Annotated in this window: 13 protein-coding genes and 1 pseudogene; 11 read left to right on the top strand and 3 right to left on the bottom strand. The window is 45.1% G+C overall.

What is annotated here, in order from left to right:
* Both NDI44_RS24505 and NDI44_RS24500 read left to right on the top strand, forming a co-directional pair.
* Nucleotides 1–551: transcriptional regulator (locus NDI44_RS24505; RefSeq protein WP_206755322.1), on the top strand; the 551-nt coding region annotated here is incomplete at its 5' end.
* Between the two features lie 146 nt (nucleotides 552–697).
* Entirely contained in the window at nucleotides 698–5,359 is a 4,662-nt protein-coding gene (locus tag NDI44_RS24500; protein ID WP_348235326.1) for a CHAT domain-containing tetratricopeptide repeat protein, read from the top strand.
* Between the two features lie 89 nt (nucleotides 5,360–5,448).
* Here the strand turns inward: NDI44_RS24500 and NDI44_RS24495 are convergent, their stop codons facing one another.
* Both NDI44_RS24495 and NDI44_RS24490 read right to left on the bottom strand, forming a co-directional pair.
* Complete coding sequence (locus tag NDI44_RS24495) at nucleotides 5,449–6,423, bottom strand: tyrosine-type recombinase/integrase (RefSeq protein WP_190414247.1); 975 nt, start codon at nucleotides 6,421–6,423, stop codon at nucleotides 5,449–5,451.
* Between the two features lie 27 nt (nucleotides 6,424–6,450).
* A complete protein-coding gene (locus NDI44_RS24490; RefSeq protein WP_190414245.1) occupies nucleotides 6,451–6,594 on the bottom strand; it encodes a hypothetical protein in 144 nt (47 codons plus the stop codon).
* A gap of 168 nt (nucleotides 6,595–6,762) precedes the next feature.
* Here NDI44_RS24490 and NDI44_RS24485 point away from each other — a divergent pair, with 168 nt between their 5' ends.
* Together NDI44_RS24485 and NDI44_RS24480 are read left to right on the top strand one after the other, a co-directional pair.
* Nucleotides 6,763–6,972 carry a ribbon-helix-helix domain-containing protein gene (locus tag NDI44_RS24485; RefSeq protein WP_190414244.1) on the top strand — a complete coding sequence of 70 codons (210 nt, stop codon included), beginning with the start codon at nucleotides 6,763–6,765 and terminating at the stop codon, nucleotides 6,970–6,972.
* A gap of 300 nt (nucleotides 6,973–7,272) precedes the next feature.
* Nucleotides 7,273–9,477 carry a hypothetical protein gene (locus NDI44_RS24480; RefSeq protein ID WP_190414243.1) on the top strand — a complete coding sequence of 735 codons (2,205 nt, stop codon included), beginning with the start codon at nucleotides 7,273–7,275 and terminating at the stop codon, nucleotides 9,475–9,477.
* A 557-nt stretch (nucleotides 9,478–10,034) separates the two neighbouring features.
* On the opposite strand, the pseudogene NDI44_RS24475 reads toward NDI44_RS24480, so the two are convergent.
* Nucleotides 10,035–11,775, bottom strand: a pseudogene (locus NDI44_RS24475) (DNA phosphorothioation-associated putative methyltransferase).
* Here NDI44_RS24475 and NDI44_RS24470 point away from each other — a divergent pair.
* From NDI44_RS24470 to brxL, 7 genes are all read left to right on the top strand, one after another.
* Entirely contained in the window at nucleotides 11,677–13,248 is a 1,572-nt protein-coding gene (locus tag NDI44_RS24470) for an HNH endonuclease domain-containing protein (protein WP_347276912.1), read from the top strand. The pseudogene NDI44_RS24475 and the gene NDI44_RS24470 sit on opposite strands and share 99 nt — an antisense overlap.
* Nucleotides 13,249–13,254: 6 nt before the next feature.
* The gene (locus NDI44_RS24465; protein ID WP_190414241.1) at nucleotides 13,255–14,055 is read left to right on the top strand and encodes a phosphoadenosine phosphosulfate reductase family protein; all 801 of its coding nucleotides are present in this window, start codon (nucleotides 13,255–13,257) and stop codon (nucleotides 14,053–14,055) included.
* Between the two features lie 132 nt (nucleotides 14,056–14,187).
* Complete coding sequence (locus NDI44_RS24460) at nucleotides 14,188–15,012, top strand: DUF4007 family protein (RefSeq protein WP_190414238.1); 825 nt, start codon at nucleotides 14,188–14,190, stop codon at nucleotides 15,010–15,012.
* Complete coding sequence (locus tag NDI44_RS24455) at nucleotides 15,002–15,430, top strand: hypothetical protein (protein WP_190414236.1); 429 nt, start codon at nucleotides 15,002–15,004, stop codon at nucleotides 15,428–15,430. The genes NDI44_RS24460 and NDI44_RS24455 overlap by 11 nt, the downstream gene beginning before the upstream one ends.
* 42 nt (nucleotides 15,431–15,472) lie before the next feature.
* Entirely contained in the window at nucleotides 15,473–20,878 is a 5,406-nt protein-coding gene (locus tag NDI44_RS24450; RefSeq protein ID WP_190414234.1) for a hypothetical protein, read from the top strand.
* Nucleotides 20,871–23,186 (top strand): hypothetical protein, encoded by a 2,316-nt coding sequence (locus NDI44_RS24445; RefSeq protein WP_190414231.1) that lies wholly within the window; start codon nucleotides 20,871–20,873, stop codon nucleotides 23,184–23,186. Before NDI44_RS24450 ends, NDI44_RS24445 begins: the two co-directional genes overlap by 8 nt.
* Entirely contained in the window at nucleotides 23,173–24,624 is a 1,452-nt protein-coding gene (brxL, locus tag NDI44_RS24440) for a BREX system Lon protease-like protein BrxL (RefSeq protein WP_190414229.1), read from the top strand. The genes NDI44_RS24445 and brxL overlap by 14 nt, the downstream gene beginning before the upstream one ends.
* Nucleotides 24,625–24,663 lie beyond the last annotated feature (39 nt).

The raw sequence follows: 24,663 nt of genomic DNA, 5'->3' as shown, positions 1-24,663 counted from the left end.
AGCAAGCGGCGGTGTCTAAGCTGGAGTCGGCACTGAAGGATCATGAGTTGGAGTCGGTGCTGCACTACCTACATACTTTGGGTGCGGATTTATTGGTGGCTGTCAAGCAGGGAAACGAACTCTATCAGGTAAGCGATAACGAAGATGTGGTGCTGGTAGACTTAGGCGCGGAAGTTGTCCAGCTAGCTGAGGCAGAGGGGATGAGTCTGCGGGAGTATGTGCAGGCGGCGGTTCGGCACTTCTCGCACAAAGGTGTCTCAGTTATCAAATCTGTAACGGCGTTTTTGGAGAGTGATGACTTGGTGGCTGTACAGGTACGGGAGAGATTGGGAGCGCGATCGCTTTCTGAAATTGCCGCCGAGTTGGAAAAATGCCTGACCATTCCAGAAGAAGATGACCGACTCTGTGCTGTCAAGAATCTCTTAGCGGGTAGCGTTGCGGCGGTCGGCACTAACCGCAATTCAAGCGATGAAAATGATGAAATCGAACTCCTAGATTTGGCAGAAAGCTTGCTAGAAAAATTGGCACAGATTGGGAAAAATGCTGAATAAATTTTACCGGGAACGATAACTAAATCAATATGGGAAAAGGATTTGGCACTAAAAAACCAAAAAACATCACAAAACGCCAAACAGCATATTTCAAGCTGATTAAAGCGCTTTTAACCTGTCGCAGTGGTAGAGAGCCAAAGATTTTGATGGCTCACGAAAACCTAATTGACGCTGGTTTGGTGAAGACGATGGAAATGGTAGCCATGATACTAGCCAAAGAGGGTGATCGCCAATCGGCTAACTTTTTAATCAATCTTGCTAATTCTCTGGCTGAAGAACTGGGATTATTTAGCGAATCTCTAGAATTTCCCCCCTTCTTGCATCAGATGATGCTGGCGATCGCAACGAGTAACGGCAACCCAGAAGCCGCACACCCAATCCTACAAGCGTATCTAGAGCAAGACAATCTGTTTATTCAGCGTTTTCGTAGCTGGGCAACCTCTATGCTGTATGATTCAGAGCCAGAGGAAGCGCTAAGCTTTGCAGCAATTCTGACTACTTTCGGTAGCGTAGTTGTGGAATTGCCACTGGGAGATCGTGCTGAAAATGTAGAAGAAGCAATCGCCTGCCATCAAGCTGCCTTGCAAGTCATAACCCGCGATGCCAATCCCGAACTATGGGGGGAAGTCCAAAACAAGCTAGCTATTGCCTACGATCAACGCATTAAGGGAGACCAGGCAGAGAACCTGGAGAATGCTATTGATGTCTGTAAAAAAGCATTGCAGGTATTAACCCGCGAGGCTTCACCTGAACAATGGGGTAGAATTCAAAACAATCTGGGGAATGTTTATCGAGACCGGATTTGGGGAGATAAAGCCGAGAATCTGGAACAAGCGATCGCAGCCCATCAAAACGCTCTGCTTGTCCGTACCCGCGATGCCGATCCCGAACAATGGGCACAGACGCAAATGAATCTGGGGGCTGACTACCGCCAGCGGATCGAGGGCGACAAAGCTGAAAATCTGGAGATAGCGATCGCTTGTTACCAGCAGGCTTTACAAGTCCGCACCCGCCAAGCATTTCCTAAAGATTGGGCAGGAGTTCACAACAATCTGGGCAATGCTTACCGCGAGAGGATTTGTGGTGACAAGGCGGAGAATTTGGACAAGGCGATCGCAGCCTTCAAAGCCTCCCTGCAAGTCTTAACTCGCCAGTCATTTCCTCACGAATGGGCATTAACCCAAATGAATTTAGGCAATGCTTATCGAGAACAAGAGAAGATGCCTGAGGCGATTACCTGTTGTCGAGCAGCGTTAGAAATCTGGACACCCACCGACTTTCCTCAGTACTGCTTCCTAGCTGCACAAAATATAGGTCATGCTGCCTTCAACGCTGAACTATGGTCAGAAGCAATTGAAGGTTACACTGCTGCTATTGAAGCGGTTGAACAGACTCTCACTGGGGCAGAATCTGAAGCACGTCGCCAGGAAATCAAAGCAGAAGCCATCGACGTTTACGAAAGAATGGTGAAAGCTTGCGTCAACAACGGGCAGCAGGATGTGGCAATGGAATATGCTAAACGTTTTGGCTTCCAGCACCTCGTCAACCCTCTTACCAATAATGACCTCAACCAGAAGGATGAAGTTACAGATTTCCTCTTTGAGGTCATACGGACGAACTATAACAGTAGAAGTAACCCGGAAGTAGTGTACCAACTTCTAGAGGCAAATCTTGACAGGTTTGACGAGCGGTTTGTACAAAGTTGGCGACGTTTGGGGATAATGCTCCAGTCCGATATTGAGTCACATCAGCTTGCTCAGGTATTTAAACAATCACTAGATGATCCATCAGAAGTGAATGTAGATCCATCAACTGCCGAAATTATCATGAGGGCAGTGAGTATGGTGACATTCAGCAGTCTGATTTTAGAGTTTCCTCAAGGTAATAGAGGAATCAACCTAGAAATTGCGATTGCAGCAAAGGAAACCGTTTCCAGTATCTTTAATCGGGAATTATTTCCGGAACAGTGGGGAGAAACACAGATAGCTCTGGGTGTTGCCTACAGTGGGCGCTTTCGTGGCGATCGGAAGTCAAACATAGAACAGGCAATCGCTTGTTATCAAAACGCTCTACAAGTCTTTACGCCCGAAACATTTACCGAAACTTGGGCAGCTATTCAAAACAATCTAGGTATTGCCTACTCTGAACGAATACAAGGCGATCGGGCACAAAATTTAGAACGGGCATTGGGGTGTTGTCAAACCGTGTTGCAAGTCTGCACCTACGACACCTTTCCCGAACAATGGGCATATACTCAAAATAATTTGGGTATTTTTTACCGAGAAAGAGTCTGCGGTGAGCAAGTTGAAAATATAGAATTAGCCATTCGCTGCTATCAAAATGCAATGCTTGTCTGCACTTGTAAGCTATTTCCAGTGAATTGGGCTAGGCTTCAAGAATGCTTGGGTGTTGCCTATATTAATCGAATCAAAGGCGATCCTGTAGAGAATCTAGAACAGGCAATCAACTACTTTCAGTCAGCTTTACAAATCCGTATCTGTGATGATTTTCCAGTGGACTGGGTAAGATGCCAAACCAATCTTGGCAATGCCTACAAAAGGCGAATTCTTGGCGATGAAACTGAGAATCTAGAGTTAGCAATTCACTGCTATAAGGTAGCACTGGAAGTTGCCACTCTTGAATCAATGCCTGAACAGTGGGCGATGGCTCAAATTAACTTGGCTTCTGCCTATAGCGATCGCATCAAAGGCAACCGAGAGTCAAACTTGAAGTTAGCAATTCGCTGCTATGAAGCAGCTTTGCAAGTTTACACAAAGAGAGCGTATCCCCAGAACTGGGCTACTGTGCAAAACAATCTGGGGACTCTCTACGGCAAAATAGGGCTTGTTGAACAAGAGATTCACTGCTTACTAGCGTCCTTAGAAGTTTGCACTCGCGAAGCGTTTCCCCAAGATTGGGCAGATACTCAACATAATTTAGGTCTTGCCTATCGTAAAGTTGGGCTGGATGAGGAAGCGATCGCCTGTTTCCGGCTGTCTCTAGAAATCTTCAAACCCAATGCCTTTCCCGCAGACTGCCTCATTTCTGCACGAGTTCTCGGCAATACAGCGTTTGAAGGTGGTCTTTGGTCAGCCGCAATTGAGGGATATAGTCTTGCGATTGAAGCTGTTGAAACGAGCCGCACCTGGACATCTTCCGAATCCCGTCGTCAAGAGATTCTGGCAGGGTCTATTGGCATCTATGAAAACATGGTGCAAGCCTGCATTAATGCTGGGCAATTAGAAAAAGCCCTTGAGACTGTCGAGCGATCGCGTTCCAAACGCCTTGTAGACTTGATGGTAAGTAATGACCTCTACCAAGGTGGCGAAATTCCCCCAGAAGTCAAAGAGTTATTGCAGCAGTTTGATGACTTGCAACAGCGAATTGACCAAAAACGCTCTCAAAACAATTCTGGCAATAATCGAGAACTAATAAGAGTGGGAAGTAGAACAAGCGATCGCGCTTCCTTCCAAGCCAAAACGCAAGCGATCGCATCTTTAGAAGCTGAGAAACAGCAAATCTGGCAACAACTTAGACGCTTAGACCCCGTACTAGCTGGTGAAATTCAGGTTAACGCCCCTGACTTGGCTGCGATGCAGAACCTCATCGACCAACCTACTACTGCTATTCTCAGTTTTTATACCACCAGCGACGATACTCATATATTCATCTTGCGGCAAAATCAGATTACGCTTCACACTTGCCCAGGTCAAGGAATTCTCAATCTGCAAGGCTGGATTGATCAAAACTGGTTAGAGTCTTACAAAAAGGATAATTCTACCTGGAAGAGCCAGAATAGCTCATTTCTCAGCGAACTTGCTCAACGGCTGCAACTGACCAATTTAATTGAACAGCAGCTCACTGGTATCAATGAGCTAATTTTAGTGCCTCACCTGCTTTTGCACCAGATTCCCTTTGCTGCGTTGCCGTTTGGAGAAGGTCAATATCTAGGAGATCGGTTTCTAATCCGCTACACTCCGAGTTGCCAGGTTTTAGAATTTTGCCAACAACGCGGCGAAGTAGAAGGAAATCTCACTTACGGCACCGTGGAAGATGCTGAAGACAACCTCCCCTGCGCCAGTTTTGAAGGCGAACAAATTGCTAAAGCGTACAACATTCCCGACGATCTGAGATTAAAAGGCAGCAGTCAAGCTACCCGCGATAACTATCGTCAGATGGCTTCACGAGTTCAGGTGCTTCACTCCAGCCATCATGCTGAATCTTGCCTCGATAATCCTCTGAACTCCCAGTTGAAATTGGCTGATGGTAATATCACCTTGGGGCAGTTGATGACTCCAAGCTGGCGACTGCCTAATCTTTCTGATGTGTTTCTCTCTTGTTGCGAAACTGGTTTGGGCTATCCATCACTAACTGATGATATTTTGACACTTTCCACAGGCTTTTTATGCGCTGGTGCCAGAAGTGTTGTCAGTACCCTATGGTCAGTCGATGACCTAGCCACTGCATTATTTTCCATTTTCTACTATCAGCATCGACAACAAGATAAAAGTCGTCCCGAATCTCTGCGACAAGCTCAAATCAAACTGCGTGAATCAAGAAAAGAGGAACTCTTGAAAAGAGAGGATATCAAAGAATTATCCACACAAGCAGAAGCTGGACGGAAAGAAGCTAGAAGCAAGCGCAGCCAATACCAACCTGGTTCAGCAGACTTTTTGAAATGGGAGCGTGAATATCGGAAGTACGCTGGAGTTACGAATCAGATTCAGGGAGTCAAAAATTCACAAGATGAATGTCCTTTCTCACATCTTCGCTACTGGGCTGCTTTCACCTGCCAAGGCTTGCGATGATTGTATTCTATATTTGAAGCCATTTTTGCTTCAGTTTTTGTTTAATTCCCGTTAGGAAAGCTGACCAGAGCACGTTTCACAACCGCTGGCTATTCAGAAAGTCCCGGTAGGTCTAAAAGTTCCACCGCTCGACGCTTCACGGCTTCAGGCCGTCGATCGTAGCGGGAACTGGTACTGGGGTCGGAATGACCCGCAAGACGCTGGACTGTTACCAGGTCAACACCGGCATCGAGTAGATCGGAAATAAAAGTTCGGCGGAAGTCGTGAGTACTGAAATCAGTCACCCCCGCCTCTTCTCCCCGTTTTTGTAGAATGAATAACACGGATTGAGAGGTGAGCCGTCTCCTAATGACTCGCTTGCCTTTACTCACCGGACACAACAACGGCCCAGGAGCGTCACCCCGAACCGCTAACCAATTTAACACCACCCGAATTGCCTGAGTAGACAAGTACACCGTTCGGTCTTTCCCTCCCTTCCCCTCGCGAACTTCAATCGCTCCCGTTGAGGGATCAAAATCACTCTTATCGAGATTGACTAACTCCCTCCGACGCACTCCAGAACCCCGTAAGATGGCAATCAACGCCGCGTCCCTGACCCCACTAGGAGTCGCATCGTTTTGGCAGCCCTTAAGGAGAGCCGCAATTTCGTCCCGACTCAAAGCACGACCTTTCAACCCTTTGCTGCCGGGAACTGGGCGGAGGTCAGTCGCTAACTTATAGTCTTTTTCCTTGATTAACTCCAACTTGAGCGCCTCCTGCAACACCCTTTTCAACGCCGTCAGCATTTTGTTGGTCGTGGCGGGACTATACTTCTCCATTAACACAGCTCTCACCGCTGCCGTATGGTGATAGCGCAATTTAGACCAATCGAGCATCATCGCATCGCACTCTCCAGATGTCAGCATTGATGCGATCGCATTGAGAGACCCCCGCATCGTCGGACGAGATCCCTGCCCCAAAGACGTGAGATAGACGTGTGCCGGATGTTTGGTCAACGGCAATGGCACACTCAGCACTAAAGAAGACTGCTCTAGGGTAGAAGTCGTTATAGGGGAGTCACTCATCACGAATTACTTGCTGGGAAGTTCCTTCTAGAAAGTAATTTTGTCACTTTTTGTGACGCGATTAAAGCAGTCGCTGAGTTTTTCTACCAGCTCTGTGATGCAAGAATCGTTTAGGGCTTGCTGATAAGTAGACAAGCTATCCGTTTGCTCCTGTCGTAAGTTCTCTGTCATTATTAATTTGTCCTCTAAACTCGACAAGTGGAAAGAGGTTAGCTAGGGCAGAGGTTGACCGCCAGTCGCCTTGGTATTAGTCTCAAATACATACTTGATTGGGTTGACTTGATATTACTACCAAAAGTCTTGAAGAGGACAAGCAAATGTATACTTGAGAAGAACGCTATGAAGAAAGGAGGCAAAAGACCGCGCACGAAAGGAGAACCCGCCTTCTATGATGAGATGAAGAAACGGGTAAATTTCACCCTGACTCCCACTAGCATTGAGGGTTTAGATGAGTTAGCTAAAGCGTGGGATGTCTCTCGCTCCGAACTGATGGAACGCATCGGTCGTGGCGTTATTCCAGTATCAAAGCCGGAGGAGTCCACTAGCTAAAAAAGCTTTTGAGTACCTTATCGGGCTTGCCTATAACGAATTAGTTAGAAGGAGAAGGACTATTTGCAGGGAAGAAAGCAAAAGGAGCCAAGGTTACACTCCTTAAACAGCAAATTGCTGAATTGGAGAGCATCCTAGACTCCCTTAAATCAAAAAACAAATATTAAATTTTGTAGAACGGGCTAGAGGCTTCTAGCTCAGAAGGTGCAAGACTCGGGAAAGTTAACCACCATCTGGGCTGCTTTTAGCTAACCCGCGCTGGCTTTATCGTAGCAAGAATTATAACTTTGTTACAACAAGTTGAAGCCGAAAATAGATCGCCTCTATCCGTCTCTACGCAACACACAAGCGATGGAGGCATCTATTATGGTTGCAGCAGCCAGAAAAACTATAGGGTTGAAACCAGCCGATCCACTGGGAGCAAGATTTTGCGAATATTTTAATCACCCTTGGAATTTTCTATCAGCTCCCGTGCCAGAGCCAGGGAGTAAGCCCCAATGGACGACACAGAACCGCTACCCCCTCCAACCCCGCAATCTCTGGGCAACGTACAAAGACCCGAACATCATCCTAGGGTTGCGATTTGGCAGCGAGACTCGCTACGCACTTATCGATATCGATAGAGGCAGCGACTACCACCCCAACAATGACCCAGAGAAATTTCAATTAATCCTTCAAGCAGCCGAGAAAATTGGGCTATGTCGCCACCTACCCGTCCAGTCCAGCAGTAGCGGCGGGTTACATATTTACTTCTTCTTATCAGAGCCAGTACCCACCCTAGGGATAGCCAGTGCCATTAAATTCGCCCTCCTAGATGAAGGATTGCAACTAAGCGGCGGACAGCTAGAAATCTTCCCCAACGTCAAACCCTACAGCAAAGGAAAACCCACTAATTACAACGGACATCGCTTGCCCCTCCAAGCAGGCTCCTACCTGCTGGACTCTGACCTCCAACCTCTCACCAACGACATCTCCCGCTTCCTGGAAGTAGCTTCTATGCAAGCCACAAAGCAGGATATGTCCGAGTTGAAAGAAGCGATCGCTGCCGCCCAACAACGTCAAAAACTCTCCTACCTCCCCCACACAACTTCTAAAGCCGAAGTTTGGAAACGACACTTAGAAACTCGGATTCGCGAAGGTTGGACAGCGTCAGGGCAGACGAACGAACTCTTGAAAGACATTGGCACTTATGGTGTTGTATGGCTAGCCCTCAGCGGTCAACAACTCACAAACTACATTGAAAAGACCACAATCAACGCCCCAGGTTATCAGCAATACTGCTCCCATCAACATGAAATTGGAGTCAGAGCAAGAGAATGGGCGGTTGCAGCAGAAAGCTTTTACGTTCCTTATTGCAGCTATCCAGAGCGGTCTCGTACATACTCTGACACATTCAATAAGGACACCAGCTCCGGTGCAGCCAACAACGCAGTACCGTTTGGCGAGCGCCTTAACGAGCAACGCAGCACCCAAGCCCAAGAGCGGGTAAAAAACGCGCTCTCCCACCTAGATGCGACTAATACCCTGCCCACCGCGGCCACAGCAAGAGCTAAAGCCCTGATTGCCACAACCAAGCAACTTTTTGGAGTAACGGTTAGCCACAAAACTTTATATAAGCCATCCTATTTAAACTTGTGGCATCCCAAATTTGACAACCAAAGGTGTGAAATAAACCAACCAGAGACAGTTTCAAACACTTCTACTGGGGCAGAAATCGTTCTAGTAGAGCCATTAGAAAACCTGATTAAAGAGCCAGAACCCTCATCTGCACTGGATTCTCAAGAAATTCCTACACCCCCCCCATATATGAAGGTTATATATGCGCTGTCTGCTCCGGATGCCCCTCAAAGGCATCCGGAGGCAGCAGGATCTGACTTTAAAGAGGGGTACGCAGGGGAAAAGGCCGTTGAGCCGTCTTCTGAGGTGCCGCTTTTGTGGGGTTCCTCGGACTCGGAAAGAGCCAGAGGGGAAAAGGCCGTTGAGCCGTCTTCTGAAGTGCCGCTGTTTATTTGGGTGAAGGTGAAGTGTCTTGAGTGGCGGCAAAGACCGAAGAATCGGGGCAATATCGAGAGGTGGGTCAGAGAAACCCCAGGCGTGGTAATGACCTCTAACGGTCCCATGCTAGAAACTGAAATTGTGCAAACTGAAATTGTGCAAACTGAAATTGTGCAAACTGAAATTGTGCAGCCGCCGCCTGCTTTAGAGTCCGAAGCGATCGCTTCGGACTCTCCCATGAGTGAAAATCCTCGCTTGATACCTGTTGGCGATAATCTTGACAACCCTAATTTATCGGAAATATCCTCTGGACAAAATGGCGCTGCACAAGAAGGCAAAAAATGCCTAATTCAGCAAATTACGGGTACGCATTTAGACCAAACAATCGAATGGGTAGAGGCGGTGATGGTTTCAATTCCTAATCCCCCAAGGCAGAGGCACTGGGCTTTTAAGTTGGACTCTGGGGAGTGGGTACCGATATTTGGTGAACACCAGTGGCGGCTGCTTTGATGATTGGCACATGTTAAGAAGCACAATCTCTTTCTCGTTCCAATATCAATTGGAGCTGCTCCAAAAATTGCTCTGTGTCAGTAGCGGCTCACAAATTTCTCCTGAGATAGTATAAGAGGGCAGTAACTACCGTCAAACGTTATGAGTATCGGCTGGCGATCGTTAATCTAAAAAGATTTCAAATATTTAATAATAGGGGCTTTGGGCCAAGTAATATTTTGGTAGGAATTCCTCTGCGAAGCCATAAATTGTGTTGGCTCCAGCTTTTCTTCATCCAAATATACCTAAGGTTTGGTAGTGATAGAAACGCTCAACGACAACATTTTTTTAGACGCTAAATAATCTGTTATTCGACACCTGAGAAGCGAAACCTAATAATAAGCCAGTGTTACTAGGAGAGCTAAGCGCCGTAACTTAGCGAGCTGCTCTGTCACTTCTGCCACAACGCTCCAACGCTCTGAAAGCGGTTCTAAGTTCTTGAGGAAATATATAATTGGGCATCATTGGATTTGGCTAAGTCAAGCATTGCTATTCCTCACCTTGTTTGCAAGGGCTAGTTACCGTTGTCGTCCCGCCTGCTTTGCCCGAATTGCAGAACGGACTAACTTTACCTGATATGGATCGGCATCTTTGCGCCAAACGACTCGATGCCCCCTCAACTCGGCACAGTGTTCTTCCAAACATTTCAGCCAACCCTGGCGATCGCTAATTGCCTTCCAATTATCGAGCAACCCCCAATCCTCCTCTTGCCGACTCAACTTGGCAAATTTCTCGTAGAGGGGATAGTCTGATTTGACCAGCAAATCCTTCTGATGCAGCACTGGCGGATTGTCATTTGGATCGTAGTCCCGGTAGTGAACGTGCAAATCCCGCAAATCGATCTGCATACTCGTGTACAGTGCAGGATGAGGAGCGGTGTCGAAGTCTGGGTAAAACTGATAAGTAATCTTAGGCTTGCGAAAGTGAAACTTTACAACCGTTGCCTCTTCTGGACGACCGATGGTGCGGGAAGCACAGCCTTCATAGAGACGTAGTAGCGGGTCAAGAGCTTCGATCGCGGAAACATGAACCCAAAGAGAATTGGGAAGCTTCTTCCCGATAGGGGTACTGTGACAGCGTTCCCCGATTGTCTCTAAATTCCCCACACTCATCAGCATGATATCAGCCGCCGTGCAGGCTTGGTGGTAGCTACCGAAAAGGCACTTGATATCGTTGCGAACATCTGGAGCTAAATCTCGCGGTTTGGGACGACGGCTGAAGTGGGAAAGGGCAAGATAAACCAGCAAATCCTGACGACGACGTTCGGTGATTTCATCCCACTCTTGAGGATTTGTTGCTTGTAGAACTATCTGGAAGGCGCGGCGCAAATTGCCGAATTCAGCGCTCAATGCTTCCTCTTGGGGCAATTCGTCCTTAACTGGGAGTCGCCCTCGCTCAGCCACAAACGCCATCAGGGGAGCCAAAAGTTCTTTGTAGTCCTCAAATCGCTTGCTAGCCAGTTGAACCCTGGGAACGGAGACACGCGATCGGAACCGAGACGCTCTAAAACTTTGGGCTTGTGCTTCGTCTCGAAAAATGAAGTAGACACCCAGAGCCACTGGAACCGCATCAACTCCCAGCACTTGGTCGATGTAGAGCTTCAGTTCCTCCTGATCGTAATACTTCTGAAAGGTATTTCGCGTCGTGATCACCCCATCCCCGTAGGCAATCTGGCTGTTCCCTTGAGTAATTAAAACTTGCGCCGCCACAATCAGTACTTTGTGGGTTAGTTCCCAGGCTTTAATTAATGCCTCTCTTCGCTCGGCTTGGGATTCAATTACATTGATGATGTAGCCCAAGTTGACGATATCTGCCGAACTTAGGGGTGTATCAGGGCGATAATAAGGGTCCCAACCAGAACTGCTGTAACCCAATTTGGCAATCCGCTCAATGCCTCCCCCCAACCCGCACCCATAGTCAAGAAACGTTGTCTCTGGCGTGAAAAAACCTGTTTCCAAAGCTAGGCGCATCGGCTTGGAGAAATCATTGCGGCTGATGGCGGCTTTGTGCCGGTCAATCTTGATTGAGGACGTTTGGGAATTGACAAGCGATCGATGAACTAGGCTGTGCCCCTGAAATGTTACCTTGAACTGTGCGAGTCTCCCGGTGGTTTACTTCACGGTTGTTTAAATTAACCTGAATACTGGTTTGTAGAGCCGGATGGGGATTGGCATTAAACTCTGGATAGAACAAGTAAGAAATACTGGGTTTGCCGATATTGAACTTGACAAGTGTTGCGCCTTCGACATCAGGGGCAATCTGACGAACTTCACTCTCGTAGTCTTGCAGGAGGGAAGCTTACACTTTTTTAACTCAATCAGACGTATGGGACAGGCAGGCAAAGCGCTTAGACAAGTATTAGAAACCTACGGCATCAATCAAAGCTGTCTTGCAACTGCGTTGGGAGTTGACCATCCTGTAGTATCTCGCTGGTTTCATGAACAAACCGATCCCACGGCTGAGACTGTTGCAAGTATCGTTAGAGTACTCCGAGAGATAAATCCGACCGCAGCAAAGGAATTTATAAAGTTCTACCTAGTTGATCTAACTCAGGATGGAGAAATGGAGCTGGTGGCAACTCCAATTCAGGAATTGCCAAAGTCTGACGCAGTAGATGTCTCTGCTCTTTCTAGGCTTTTTAAAAAAACTACAAATTCATATAAATATCTTTTTTTTATTTCAATTTTAGATATTTGGGAAAGACGACAATTTGAGGTTTTATCTCCAATAAATTTTAAAGAAGTTATCATTGAAATGCTAGCCAATGCTTGGTATTCTCATACTTATTTTAAGTTATCTTTTGGACTTCAAGATAAAATATCAAATAAATTGGATTCACTAAATATTGATATTACTGATACAAGAATAATTTTTCAAGATACAGATAAAAGACATTTACGCAGAACAATCAGCAATAAATCTATAGATGATATTGTTTCTGATCTAAGACGATATGTACCGTTTCTATTGATTAGACCATTTTTTGAACAAGAATTAAAATCTGCAAAAACTGGTAGAAACAAGCGAACCAGCCCTGGTGAGGATGAACAAGAAATTATAAATTTCGCAGAAACATTATTTGATGTCAAAAAGCCTTTGTATCGCTTTGATGCAAATCTCTATAAGGATTGCAGTGCTATAAATTTACATCCAGAATGGGTGTCATATATAGAAAACAACTATTCAATTCTTCGGGCTTGGGTGTGTTGGGAATGGCTTAAGTATATGCAGCAACGTAACCCTAATGTCCCGGCTGTTCCTAACAAGCTATTCCCGCCCCAAGAGAGAGGCTCTCTGAACAATCAAAAATCTTACTGGAAGTTGATTTTAAAACAAACCAACCTACAGTGTATTTACTCGAAGCAAACTCTGCCTCCACAAGGCTTTTCTCTCGATCACTATTTACCTTGGTCATTTGTAGCGCACGACCAGCCTTGGAACTTAATCCCAACTTTTCCAGAGGTTAATTCATCAAAATCTAATTATCTTCCTGCTGACAATTACTTTGACGAATTTGTCAATCTACAACATTTAGGACTTTCTGTATCAAATAAAATCATGGGAGTCCAACAATGGAGCAACTATATTGAACCTTACATAGCTGATTTAAAAATTGCTGATGAAAAAAATCTTCTTGACTTACAAATCCTTAAATCTGCTTATGAGTCTACCCTTACTCCTTTAATATCTATAGCCATAAGACAAGGATTTACTAGATGGTTTTACAGATAGCTATATATGACTAAGAAACAAGTTAAGCACATTCTAGGTCTATCAGGCGGAAAGGATAGCACTGCTCTGGCAATTCTAATGCACAAGGAGATTCCAGAGATGGAGTACTTCTTCTGCGACACCCATAAGGAACTACCAGAGACATATGAGTATCTTGATCGCATCAAGGCTTGTCTGGGAATCAAAATCCATTATCTCAGTGCAGAGCGTGGATTTGACCATTGGCTCGATGTCTATGGAGGAGTACTTCCTTCTCCTAAGATGCGCTGGTGTACTAAACAGATGAAAATTCTCCCTTTAGAGAAGTTCGTTAGTGACGACGAAGCCATCAGTTACATTGGCATTCGAGCTGATGAAAATCGTGAGGGATACATTTCTACTAAGCCTAATATCAAACCTGTTTTCCCTTTTAAGGAACGGGGGCTAGTTAAGGCAGATATTATCCGTCTGCTTGAGGAAAGCGGAATTGGACTACCAGACTACTACCGTTGGCGCAGTCGCTCTGGCTGTTTTTTTTGCTTCTTCCAGCGTAAGTATGAGTGGGTAATGCTGGCACAGGAGCATCCAGACTTATTTGCTGAAGCAGTTCGTTACGAACGAAATCACAAAGATGGTAGACAGTACACCTGGACGCAAGGCGAGACACTGTTAGAACTGCTTACTCGCAAGGATCAGATTATTACTGACCACAACAAGGCGATGGTTCGGGAAAAAAAAGCTTCTCCCAACCAGTCGTTAGCTGAAGCGTTAGCTGCTGTACTGGATGAAGAAGACGACACTTTGCCATGTCTGGCGTGTCACCTGTAATTTTGAACGGAGTGTGATACTCCGCTGCCTCTCCTGGGAATTCTAGATACAGAAGGGAAATTCACTCTGTCCAGGTTCCCGTCTGCGCTTGCTACTAGATTAGGTTCATGCTCAAGTTACAACAAGTTAATCATGCCTAATATACAACTACATTTCAATGGTAATTTTGCCTTAAAAAAAGAAGACCTTCGTAAAATTCTTGGAGCTGCGGCGGAAGAAAAAGGATTAAATGACGATTTGCAGGGCTTGATGGACAGAACCAGTCTAGGTAATGCCAAAGTTGGGCGGATAAAGAGCTGGACAATACGAGCAGGTTTAGTTAAGGAGAACCGCGTAAGTCCAGAAGGTGAAATTGTTTGGCGCAGTGATTCCTATTTGGAATCAACGATTACAGACTGGCTGATGCACTTTTATCTGAGCTTTGGAGATAAGGGACTACAGCCGCCACCAGCTCAACCCGCAGATTGGGGCGGTTGGTCTTATTTTGTGCATACTTTTTTACCTGAACACAGGACTTTTGCCCATGAAGCATTTTGGCAAAGCTGTAATTCAGTTTTTGAAGAAGAGAGCAGAATAATAGAGCAAAGAATTAAATATATCTTACAGGCTTACATTAAGCGAGATGCACTAGCAAATTGTAAATTTCTGACACTAGAAGACGGTCAATATACTGCCGGAAACGCCCCTCTGCCCAATCCCTACCTAATTGGATACTTCCTAGCGAAACTATGGGAGCGTGACTTTGGCAACACCACCTCCGTACTAACCAACGACATCCTTCAGCAAAAAATGGGACTAGCCCCCATCCTGGGGAAAGAAGCTGAAACTCTCCAAGAGTGCCTCAATCAGCTCGAAACCTTAGCCATAATTGAACAAAGGCGCACAGTATCCCCAGCCCAAATTATTCGCCGTTGGGATAACCCCCGTGCCCTCCTGGAAAAAGCCTATGCCGATTAAGGATGTAAGGCTGCAAGACGTAAAACTGCGCGATCGCCCCCAACTACTGCTGTGGGATACCCCCAACGACCAAGAACTTCGGCAATTAGCCTACCGTGAAAATGCTGAGTGCATCAGCTACCGCACCCATCTTCTCAGCCGCATTAATAGCCAAAACCGTTTTCTAGCCTTACATTACCAGCTTGACCGGGAACTCGATGCCATCAAAGCGATTTGCACCAACACCGATAAACCTGTTGTACTGCTCAAAGACCTAGATTGCCTGATTACTTATCTGCACGTCCAACCAGAAAGCCCCATCACCTTATTCTGGCAAAACCTTTTGAACACCAGGCATTTAGAAAGCATCCTCTGGATAATCCTGCCCAGTCAACTTGTCCCACCCGACTGGGATGAAAGTCGCGTACAACGCATTTAACTCTCTCAAACAGTCCTCACACGTTCACAGGTCATTTTACCCATGCTCCTCAACCAACTCGTCAAAATCAATGAAACGGGGCTTGTTGCCAACGCCGTCAGCTTTGGACTGATGGATGACCCCGACAAAAACCTGCGATTATGTCAGGGTTTTGTATTTAATTACGACTCCGACCCCGAAAAGCTCAAATCTTCTACAGTCGGCGTACTTTATGCCCTACGGCGCAGCTTTCACAGCCAAAACGAACCCAACGTACACCTGATGGTGCAGGACTACGGCAAAGGTAAATCCCACTTTGCCCTAGCCGTTGCCAACTTCTTCCAAAAACCCTTCCATAGCCCCGAAGTTCAGGGTATTTTGCAACAAGTTGAATACGCCACCTCTAGCCCCAACCCAATTTTAGAAGGTTTAACACTCTACAAACAGCGCAGCAGACATCTAGTGATTTGCCTGAGTGGTGACAAACCCATAGACCTGAAAAAGCACTTCCTGCAAGCCCTCAAAAAAGCTCTAGAGTCCGAAGGCATAACCGACTCCATTGCCCAACAAATTTGTAAGCAACCCCTTCAGTACCTTGAAAATCTAGACAAAAAGCAACGTGAAGCCGCCGAAGCCTTTTTAAAGCGCCAAGACAATCCAGAAAGCGACCTCAATATGCTCATGCAGCTCTTACGAGATGATAACTATCAGGTGATTCCTCGCGTTAAAGCAATTTGCCGCGAACTCACAGGAGTTACACCTGACTTTGAGGCAGACATCGATGTCGAAGCAATCCTCACCGATTTAGTGACTCGCTTATGTACGGGTGCAAATCCCCAATTTCAAGGCATCTTGATTCTATTTGATGAACTCTACAACTACTTGCAACTCTGGGCAAATGACCCCGTTCGCGCTGGCAGTACCACACTTCAAAACATCACGAATATCTGCGAAAGGTTTAAGGGACGAGTTGCCCTTATCAGCTTTACCCAACGGCTACCAGGTGGAGTTACCCCCTCCAAGAATTTTGAAGACTATCAAAGATTAGTTTCCCGGCTACAACTCCTTCCCAGTACCTACGAACCTGCGGCTAGCTTGGAATTAGTACTCAATGGGTTACTCAGCCAACAAGATCAAACCGCTGCATGGCAAGAGTTCTTTTTCAAATGGCGTGACACGTTAAATGCAATTAATACCAATATTTATCAAAACCGCACCGCCAATTTCTACCAAAGCCGTAACTGGTTGCCCCAGAAATTTCAAAAATACCTTACTTTAGGTTGCTTCCCACTCCATCCTCTCACTTCCTACCTACTTTGTAACCTGGATTTTACCCAAGGTCGCACCGCCATCCAGTTTGTTCAAGAAGATGTTAAACGCTTCATTCAAGACCAACCCGTTGAAAAGAATAGTCATATTAACCTCATCCATCCTGTTGCTCTAGTTGATGCGTTTGAAGATAACTTCTCTACCTCTGACTATTCCAGTTACTCCGCTTATAAGCACGCCTATGATTCAATTGTGGCTTCTGCCGAGCCAGAAGAACTAACGATTCTCAAATCCCTATTTTTGTTCTACGCCAGTGCCAGTACCAGCAGGCTAACCAAATCAGATCAAGAAAGGCATGAGGAGATTCTGAGTCTTCTCGCTGGAATGCCGAGAACAACAACAGTGAAAGCTGTTTTGGATAAACTCTGTAAAGTTCGGGAAGTCATCTACCACAATCCAGCAGATAATACCTACCGCTTCTACACTGGCGGTTTTGGCATTCAAGACTTACGGAAGCGCATTGAGGAAGAAGTCGCCAACAAAAATCCCTCAATTGAATGGGTTCGAGAATACTGTCAGTCAAACTTAGAGCAGTATTTTGGAGGCAATACCGTATCCCCAACCCAGTTTATCGAAGATAATCGACTGATTAGTAGCGATTGGTCATTCAATTGTAAGGTTTATACGGCTGCTAACTTCCGCAAAACCCTAACTAGCAATCAAATATTCAAGGATGAGCTTGGCATTGTTGTCTATGTAATTGGTGAAACGAGTGAAGAATTAGCGGCACTTCGTAGTGAAATCACTCAACTTCTAGCTTCATCGTCTCACGATTTGACCTCAATTAAACGCCGGATTGCTGTTGCGATCGCATCCCAACCCGCATCCGACATTGTCCGACTATTACTACTGCTAGAAACCGTCAAGCGCAAGAGCGTTCAGGAATTCGGAGCAGCCCTAACCCAACTCCAGCAGCAGTTACAGCAGCAAATTGAAACGAAGACAAAAGAATTATTTAAGTCTTGCATCTATCACTGCCATGTCTCAGATAAAGTGCCAGTGAATGAGCGTAATAACTCAGGTCGCGTAGTTAGTGAAATTCTCAAAGATTTGTATCCCTTCGTTCCCCCAGTCGAAAAGATAGACAAAATGGCGCTGAAAAGTGCAGTTGGCTCTGAAGTAATTGGTTATACTTCCAAACGCTTGCTAGAAAATGACCTGCGTCCTCAAGCGTTTCCCAAGCAGTCTTATACCACTACAGTTGATCCAGTTTTTGTTAAGTCTTGGAAATTGCTGAAAAAAGCCTCCCACAACTATTCAATTCAAGAGCCAAAACACCCGAATGTTAAAGCAGCCTGGAACAAAATCTCAGAGATGACAGCGTTGGGCGATCGCTTGGAAAAAACAGTTGAAATTGCTGAAATCTGGAAAATATTATCCCAGCCTCCTTATGGCTACAATGAATACACCTTTACAATCTTATTTGCTGGATGGTTATCTTACAATAGTTCAGAACTATTGCTTAGAGGTAGCTTTGGCATTCCTCAGAAAAAGTCAGAGCAGGTTGCAGTACGAAGTGAATCGATTAAAAACTGGGCAGCTACTAATGTTTTTGATAAACCGAAAGAGTTTGTTCGGGTATGGATCGAGAATGGGAAACCTTGTTTAATTCGCCGAAAACTTTCTCCCTGTCCCGAAATATCTGATTCAGTTAACTACGAGCAGGCACGACAATTTATCCAGGAGATTAATAGCTTCCTCAACGGTGCGCCAGATCCAGAAAAAGTTGATGAGATTAAGAAGATACAGCAGCAACTGACGAGTAGCATTGAACGAATTGATGCATTACTTGAGCCTACTTTACGGGCAGAAAATCTTGCCCAACAAGCTGACATTGAAACCCTCTTGCAGCTTTATCTTGAGTTACAGCAGCCCTTGAGTGTGATTACTGAAGGTAACTTATCTGTCAGTCCCACCGAGAATCAGCAAAATCGACGGATTCAGGCATTGCAGGCAATCACTGAAAAAATAGGGCAAACTGTTGAAGCAGAACGCGAGCATTCTCAGTCACTATCTACAGAAGCTAACTGCGATTATTATAAGGCTCATATTCAGTCCCTCATCACTCAACTCAGTCAAGTTGCTGATTTACCACTACGGTTTAGTACTACTTTGGAGGAAGCACTCAGGGCAGTAGATAGCCGATTAACAGAGATAGCCGAACAAAAACAAGTCGAAAATTGCCTGTCTCAAATTCAAAAGCTCTATAATACGTTAAGCAATCTAGCAACTCAACAAGAATATATTCGCACTCAAGCTGAAATTGAAAAGCTAGTCGAAAGCGTTCCGGCTGCTAGAGAGACAGATATATATAGGAATACTATTCAAGCCCTTGAAGAGAAACAAGATGCTCTTATTCGACAAGTTGCTGATTGGGAAAACCAGTATTCTCCATATCTCTCCCAAACTCAAGCGGTGCAACTGAGTCAGCGAATTCACCAGCAACTTAATCGTTACACCGATGAAACCAACCGACAACGATTACAGGAGTTACTGGACAATCTCAACAATATCATCCTTGAGCGTAGAAGTGAAGAACAGGAAGAAGAACAACTCCAATTAATTCTTGCGAGTGCCAAAGGGAAACTCCAAGATACCACAATTCTCAAAAATTTATCTGATGCCTTTCAATCTTACCAAGCTCTCTCTCAATTAGTCTTACCTCCTACTGCTAAAACAACTGCTCTAGAAGAAACCCAAAAACAATTAGAATCGCTCAAATCTGAGGCGCATACTATCATTTCTCAGAAGATTTTGCAGATTATTGATGACTGTCAACGTCAACTCAATCAACCGCAAGATTACGAACGACTTAAACGTTCGCTTCAGAGGAGCCAAGAACTTGTAACTTCATGCGATGAATTTGCTGCTGTCAGAAATCGCTTAGAAGAGGCAGAACAAAATCTTGAAGCTCAGTATAAAGATTTACAGAACCGCCTTCAAGACGAAAAAACGATGCAAGCTATTCGTCAGCATACTCTAGCGAAAGCAAATACAATTCATCTGTGCGAGGAGGCGATTGGGGAAATCACAAGTTTATGCAGCGAATTACATTATCCAGAGCCATTCAACTCTGAACTTAACAAACTTATCCAAGGATTTAAGGATAGAGTTGTCACTTATCAAAAGAATCTGCAAAATCTTTGCACTCGCCTCTCTACCGTAGAAACCTCTAAAGAGTTAAGTGGTCTTCGGGATGAGTATGCCAAGTTAGAGCTAGTTTTTAAAGATTCTACTGACTATCCCGATTATCAGCAGCTGCAAGAGCAAATTCACTTGTTGGAATCAGATTTAGAGCAAATTCATAACCTGGAAACTCGCTACCAACAAAGTCAATCCATTGCAGGTTGCGATCTCACCTTAGCCGTAATTGCGAATGAACAGGCTAACTTGCATAATTTAGACCGCTTTAGGGCAAAGCTTCTGCAACTCGAAAATCAACTGCGTCAAAGAAAACAGGGTTATATCCAGCAACTAAATGAACTTCAGAATAAATTGAGCAGTGTAAAAACCCTCAAGGAAGCCCAAAAGCTCCAAAAAGAGCTAACTGACCAATCAACATACTACCGGGAATCTCAGGAAGAAGAAAGATATGGGGCAATCCATTCAGAAGTTAGCCTTCTAATCAGCCTTCTCAAAATTGCAGCAACCCAAAAAGTTGATTCTGTTCAAGCTTGCCAAGCTGAACTAGAGCGGTTGAGCCAGTGGCGAGAGCGAGAGAATACAGAGGAAATTACTTCTACTGTTCAGGCTGTCTTAGACTCCTTAACTCAAGAAGTGGAGAAGAGCAAGCAGCAAATTCAGAAACGACAGAAGCTTGCTGCAACTACCTGGTTAGAATCTATAGAAAAGCAGGATGCACAATTAAAGCAGTTTACAGATTCAGCTACAAAGCTTGATACTGCCAGTCAACTACTCAGCAAGCTTAAGAAGCAACGACAACAGCATGAAGACGTACTGGAGACAGAGCAAAAGCAAATCCTAGAACGTATCTTTACGCGCTGTGAAGAAATCCAAAACCAGGATGCAGAAAGTAAAATCCTCGCTCTATTTCAAGACCTCCCTCGCCAACAACAAGAAAGCCTGCTTAAAAAACTAACAGAATATGTGTCAGAACGGAGGAGCTGTGATAGTGTCTGAATACATTCAACCTATCCTCCAACCAACGTCACCAATCACCTCTGAAACGGGCAAAGCACGCTTCAGGCTGTTTGACGCTCCGTTACTCACTAACCAGAGCCAGCCTAATCCAGACAAACCAATCGTACTCGACCCGACTGGACTGTACGATATTCCTTCTAGCTACATCCCCATCACTACCGAAGTGGAATGGATGCAGTATTTTGGTGTGAGCAACTCTTCCTACTGGGTTCAAGGCAAGCGGTTGTGTGCTTGGGCAGAGGAATGGCTTCGGGTTTGGCATAAAACTGATGCGATCGCAGAAATTAAGCAAGACCCACGCTCCAAATTGTTAGCTCTGTTCCATTCTGTGCCTTTGCCAGATAATTGGACTGACAAGCAACTACTAACTCTCGCTACCCAACTAGACTCCTATCCCAAAGACAACCCAATCACCTACTTGTTGGCAGATATTACCGGGAGCGACCAGCAGATATGGCTTGCAGAACCTTCAATCGAAAATTTAGCGGCTTGGCTAGCCATTCAGGTTCCAGAAGAGTGTGAACCTCTAGAACAAGTTTGGCAGCAACACTTTAAAGAGCATGACCTAGCAACTTACTACCAGACTGACGATAAGTTATTGCTCCTCCGCCGTTGGTTAGGCATAGCTGAACCTGCTTTTGAGGAGCGGGGCAAATACCCTCTGCCAGTTCCCAATTTCTTAACCCAGGAATTTGACAACTATTGGGAACAGCAACTCTACCGCACTGAAGCTGAAGTTCTAGATAATCTCAGCCTCACTAACCAAGTCGGTATGGAGCGGATTGCAGCTCAAGCCTACAAAGTTTTAAGCAATCGACCCAACTGGATTAATAAGGCAAGGGAAACAAAGGTTGCTGGCTATCTCAGCCATCACCAGAAGGTAGAGTTACGTGATCGCCAACCGCCACCCCAACCTCAACCTCTTGCTCTTGATGCCAGTCCCCAGCAAGCGCTTACCTGGGTCACAGAACGTTATCTGCCTTTCCGCCGTTGGGAAATTGTCATCAACCAACCCCCTTCAAATCAAAGAATCAGCGATCATCTAGCAGATAGCTTTGTTGAGTGGATGCTGAAACACTATCTAGAGATGAAGGTGGACTCAGTTGATAGTTCTTACCTGAACTACAGCGTTACATCCGTAGTGCGGAATCTCTGCGAGGAGAGTCCCGTCCTTTGGGTTGTGGTTGATGGATTGGGTTGGTTAGACCACCTAGAACTCTTGTCGTTCCTGACCAAAAATCACCAACTGAAGATTGAAGCGTCCATTCAGCCCCGATTCAGCATCCTGCCAACCAAGACTGAGTACGCCAAGTGGAGCTTGTACGCCCAATTACCTCCCAGCCCACCTCACTGGGTAGAGGATATGACCAAAGGCTTCTCAAAGATGGGCATAGGCAAACGATACACAGATGGACAAATCGCTAAGCTTTACAAGGATTTGAAGAAAAAAACTCAGCGCTTGTATTGCTGGGACACAGAGATGCTGGATGAACTCTATCACAGTAGCAAAGATTGGCAGAGTCTCTATGAGTTGGAACGTCGCGATACTCTCGAACATATTGCCAAAAAAATTAATAACTGCTTACAGCAATACCCTAACCCTGAAGAACTTAGAATCATAATTGCTAGCGATCACGGGCAGATGATGGGTGTATCGGCACAAATTACTCATTGCCCTGACGGATTAGACCCCAAAGGGAGAATGGCGATTGGCAAAACCGACGATCCCCGCTTTGTGGTACTAGAACGCGATCGCTACGGTCTTCCCCATGATATCAGTGTCGTCAGAAACGCGACCAGCCTGAATTCCTTCAGCTACACCGCTGACAAACAGATTATTGGCTCTCATGGTGGCTTGTTTCCTGAGGAAGTCGTTGTCGGTTTTTCTGTCCTGCGTCGATCCGTTCAGCGTTCCCCAGTACTCGTTTCCTGTCGTGGCGAAGGCAAACCCAAGCAACCAGGAGACATAGAAGTTAAAATTGATAACCCAAATTCAGTACCTCTGACAGACCTTTGCTTGTATATCGAGCAATTGTCTTCTCTCAAAATAGGCAAGCCTCTGGCAATAACAATTCCAGCCAACACGAAGGAATCCTTTAAAGTTAATATTTCTGACTGGCCTGAACTCCCTCTCAACCATGAAGGCAAGAGTCTACCTCTATCCGGTGAATTAAGTTTTCGTTTCGCTAATACTGAAGAGGGAACAGCCTCACTAGACTCAAAATCAGCAGTTATTGTTAATCAAATGCAACGTAATATGGAGTTTGGTATTGATGAATTCCGCTGAAACAGTAGCCTATAAGAATGAATTAGTACGCGAAGTATTCGGTTGTCTGAGTATTGATAAAAGCCGATTACCTTCTAGTGGACTGACAGGTGCTGGCGTACCTAGCTTTGTGGGTGAGTGGCTTCTCGATAAAATTGTCCCAGGAACAGGCTCCCTAACATCAGATGAACTGGAAAAAGTAAATAATTTTGTCCAAAAAGCATTCCCTCGTAAAGATGATAAGGAAGAAATCATTTTTAACCTAACTCAGGATTCTTTTTACAAATTAATTGCCTTGATGCAGGTTCGTGTAAAGGTAGAACAGAAAACGAACAAGATACCAGAACCTCTTGCCCGTATTCCTGTCCTTAATCTAGAAGAGTGTTCTATTTCTCCAGACCTCGTTCAGAAAAATCTAATGCTTCTCAGGCAAGGTCTTTGGGGAAAAATCCGTTTAACGATGAGACCTGATGGAAAAATCGAGGTCCTTGGTTTTGAGCCATTTCAATGTTCTGCGATCGACCTTAAAGCTTATGCTGAGTGTCGGACACAGTTTAGCACGGATGAGTGGCGAGATTTGATGTTTTGCTCGATGGGTTTTAACCCTCAACATCCAAGCTACAGCCGAGAAGCTAAAACCTGGATTATTGCTCGATTATTACCCCTTGTAGAGCCGAATTATCACATTATGGAACTAGCTCCAAAGGGAACGGGTAAAAGTTTTGTATTTGAGAATATCAGTAATAAGGTTAAGCTTATAAGCGGTGGTAAAATTACGCCAGCTCGGCTCCTCATTGATGGTCGCACGAAAGAGATTGGATTAATCGGTCGTCACGACGTTGTTGTTCTGGATGAAGTTCAAAGTTTAACATTTGATAATCCAGAGGAGATGATTGGTCCTTTAAAAACTTATATGGCGAGTGGTCGATACAATCGCTCTGGATTCGCCGATATTTCCAGTGATTGCTCGTTAGTGATGCTGGCAAATATTGAATTAGATGAACACCAACGACCTAAAAATGAAGACAACTTAATTACAAATTTGCCTAAATTTTTTAATGAAACTGCATTTCTCGACCGCTTTGCAGGAATAATTCCAGGTTGGGAAATTCCAAAATTTCAAAGAGATATGACGGCTTATCAAACTGGGTTAAAGATGGATTTCTTCGGTGAAGCATTATTAGCTTTACGCCAAGATAGCCGGTTCATTCAATATGCTCAGCAAAACACATATTTTGATAGTCATGTAACTGTACGCGATCAAAACGCGATCCTCAAGTCAGCCGCAGGATTTTTGAAAATTTTGTATCCTCATTTGAAGTTGACTGTGATGGACTATCAGCGCGACTGTTTAGAGCCTGCAAGGCAACTTCGTCAAGCAATACGTAATGTCTTGTATCATCTCGATGATGAGTATAGGCAAACGGAGAGAGAAATTTATGCAGAAATAGGGTTTTGAAAAAGAGATTCGAGTACTATTCCTTGACTGGCAATATTT

Origin of the sequence: Trichocoleus sp. DQ-A3, from assembly GCF_039961975.1 — a bacterium.
GTDB lineage: Bacteria > Cyanobacteriota > Cyanobacteriia > Cyanobacteriales > FACHB-T130 > FACHB-T130.
Note: the sequence above shows the minus strand (reverse complement) of the source record. Positions and strands in the feature narration are given on the sequence as shown.

What these genes read in the sequence shown, in the direction of transcription:
- NDI44_RS24500 (WP_348235326.1), top strand. Translation starts at nt 698, where the DNA reads ATGGCTCACGAAAACCTAATTGACGCTGGTTTGGTGAAGACGATGGAA.
- NDI44_RS24495 (WP_190414247.1), bottom strand. Translation starts at nt 6,423, where the DNA reads ATGAGTGACTCCCCTATAACGACTTCTACCCTAGAGCAGTCTTCTTTA.
- NDI44_RS24490 (WP_190414245.1), bottom strand. Translation starts at nt 6,594, where the DNA reads ATGACAGAGAACTTACGACAGGAGCAAACGGATAGCTTGTCTACTTAT.
- NDI44_RS24485 (WP_190414244.1), top strand. Translation starts at nt 6,763, where the DNA reads ATGAAGAAAGGAGGCAAAAGACCGCGCACGAAAGGAGAACCCGCCTTC.
- NDI44_RS24470 (WP_347276912.1), top strand. Translation starts at nt 11,677, where the DNA reads ATGGGGATTGGCATTAAACTCTGGATAGAACAAGTAAGAAATACTGGG.
- NDI44_RS24465 (WP_190414241.1), top strand. Translation starts at nt 13,255, where the DNA reads ATGACTAAGAAACAAGTTAAGCACATTCTAGGTCTATCAGGCGGAAAG.
- NDI44_RS24460 (WP_190414238.1), top strand. Translation starts at nt 14,188, where the DNA reads ATGCCTAATATACAACTACATTTCAATGGTAATTTTGCCTTAAAAAAA.
- NDI44_RS24455 (WP_190414236.1), top strand. Translation starts at nt 15,002, where the DNA reads ATGCCGATTAAGGATGTAAGGCTGCAAGACGTAAAACTGCGCGATCGC.
- NDI44_RS24450 (WP_190414234.1), top strand. Translation starts at nt 15,473, where the DNA reads ATGCTCCTCAACCAACTCGTCAAAATCAATGAAACGGGGCTTGTTGCC.
- brxL (WP_190414229.1), top strand. Translation starts at nt 23,173, where the DNA reads ATGAATTCCGCTGAAACAGTAGCCTATAAGAATGAATTAGTACGCGAA.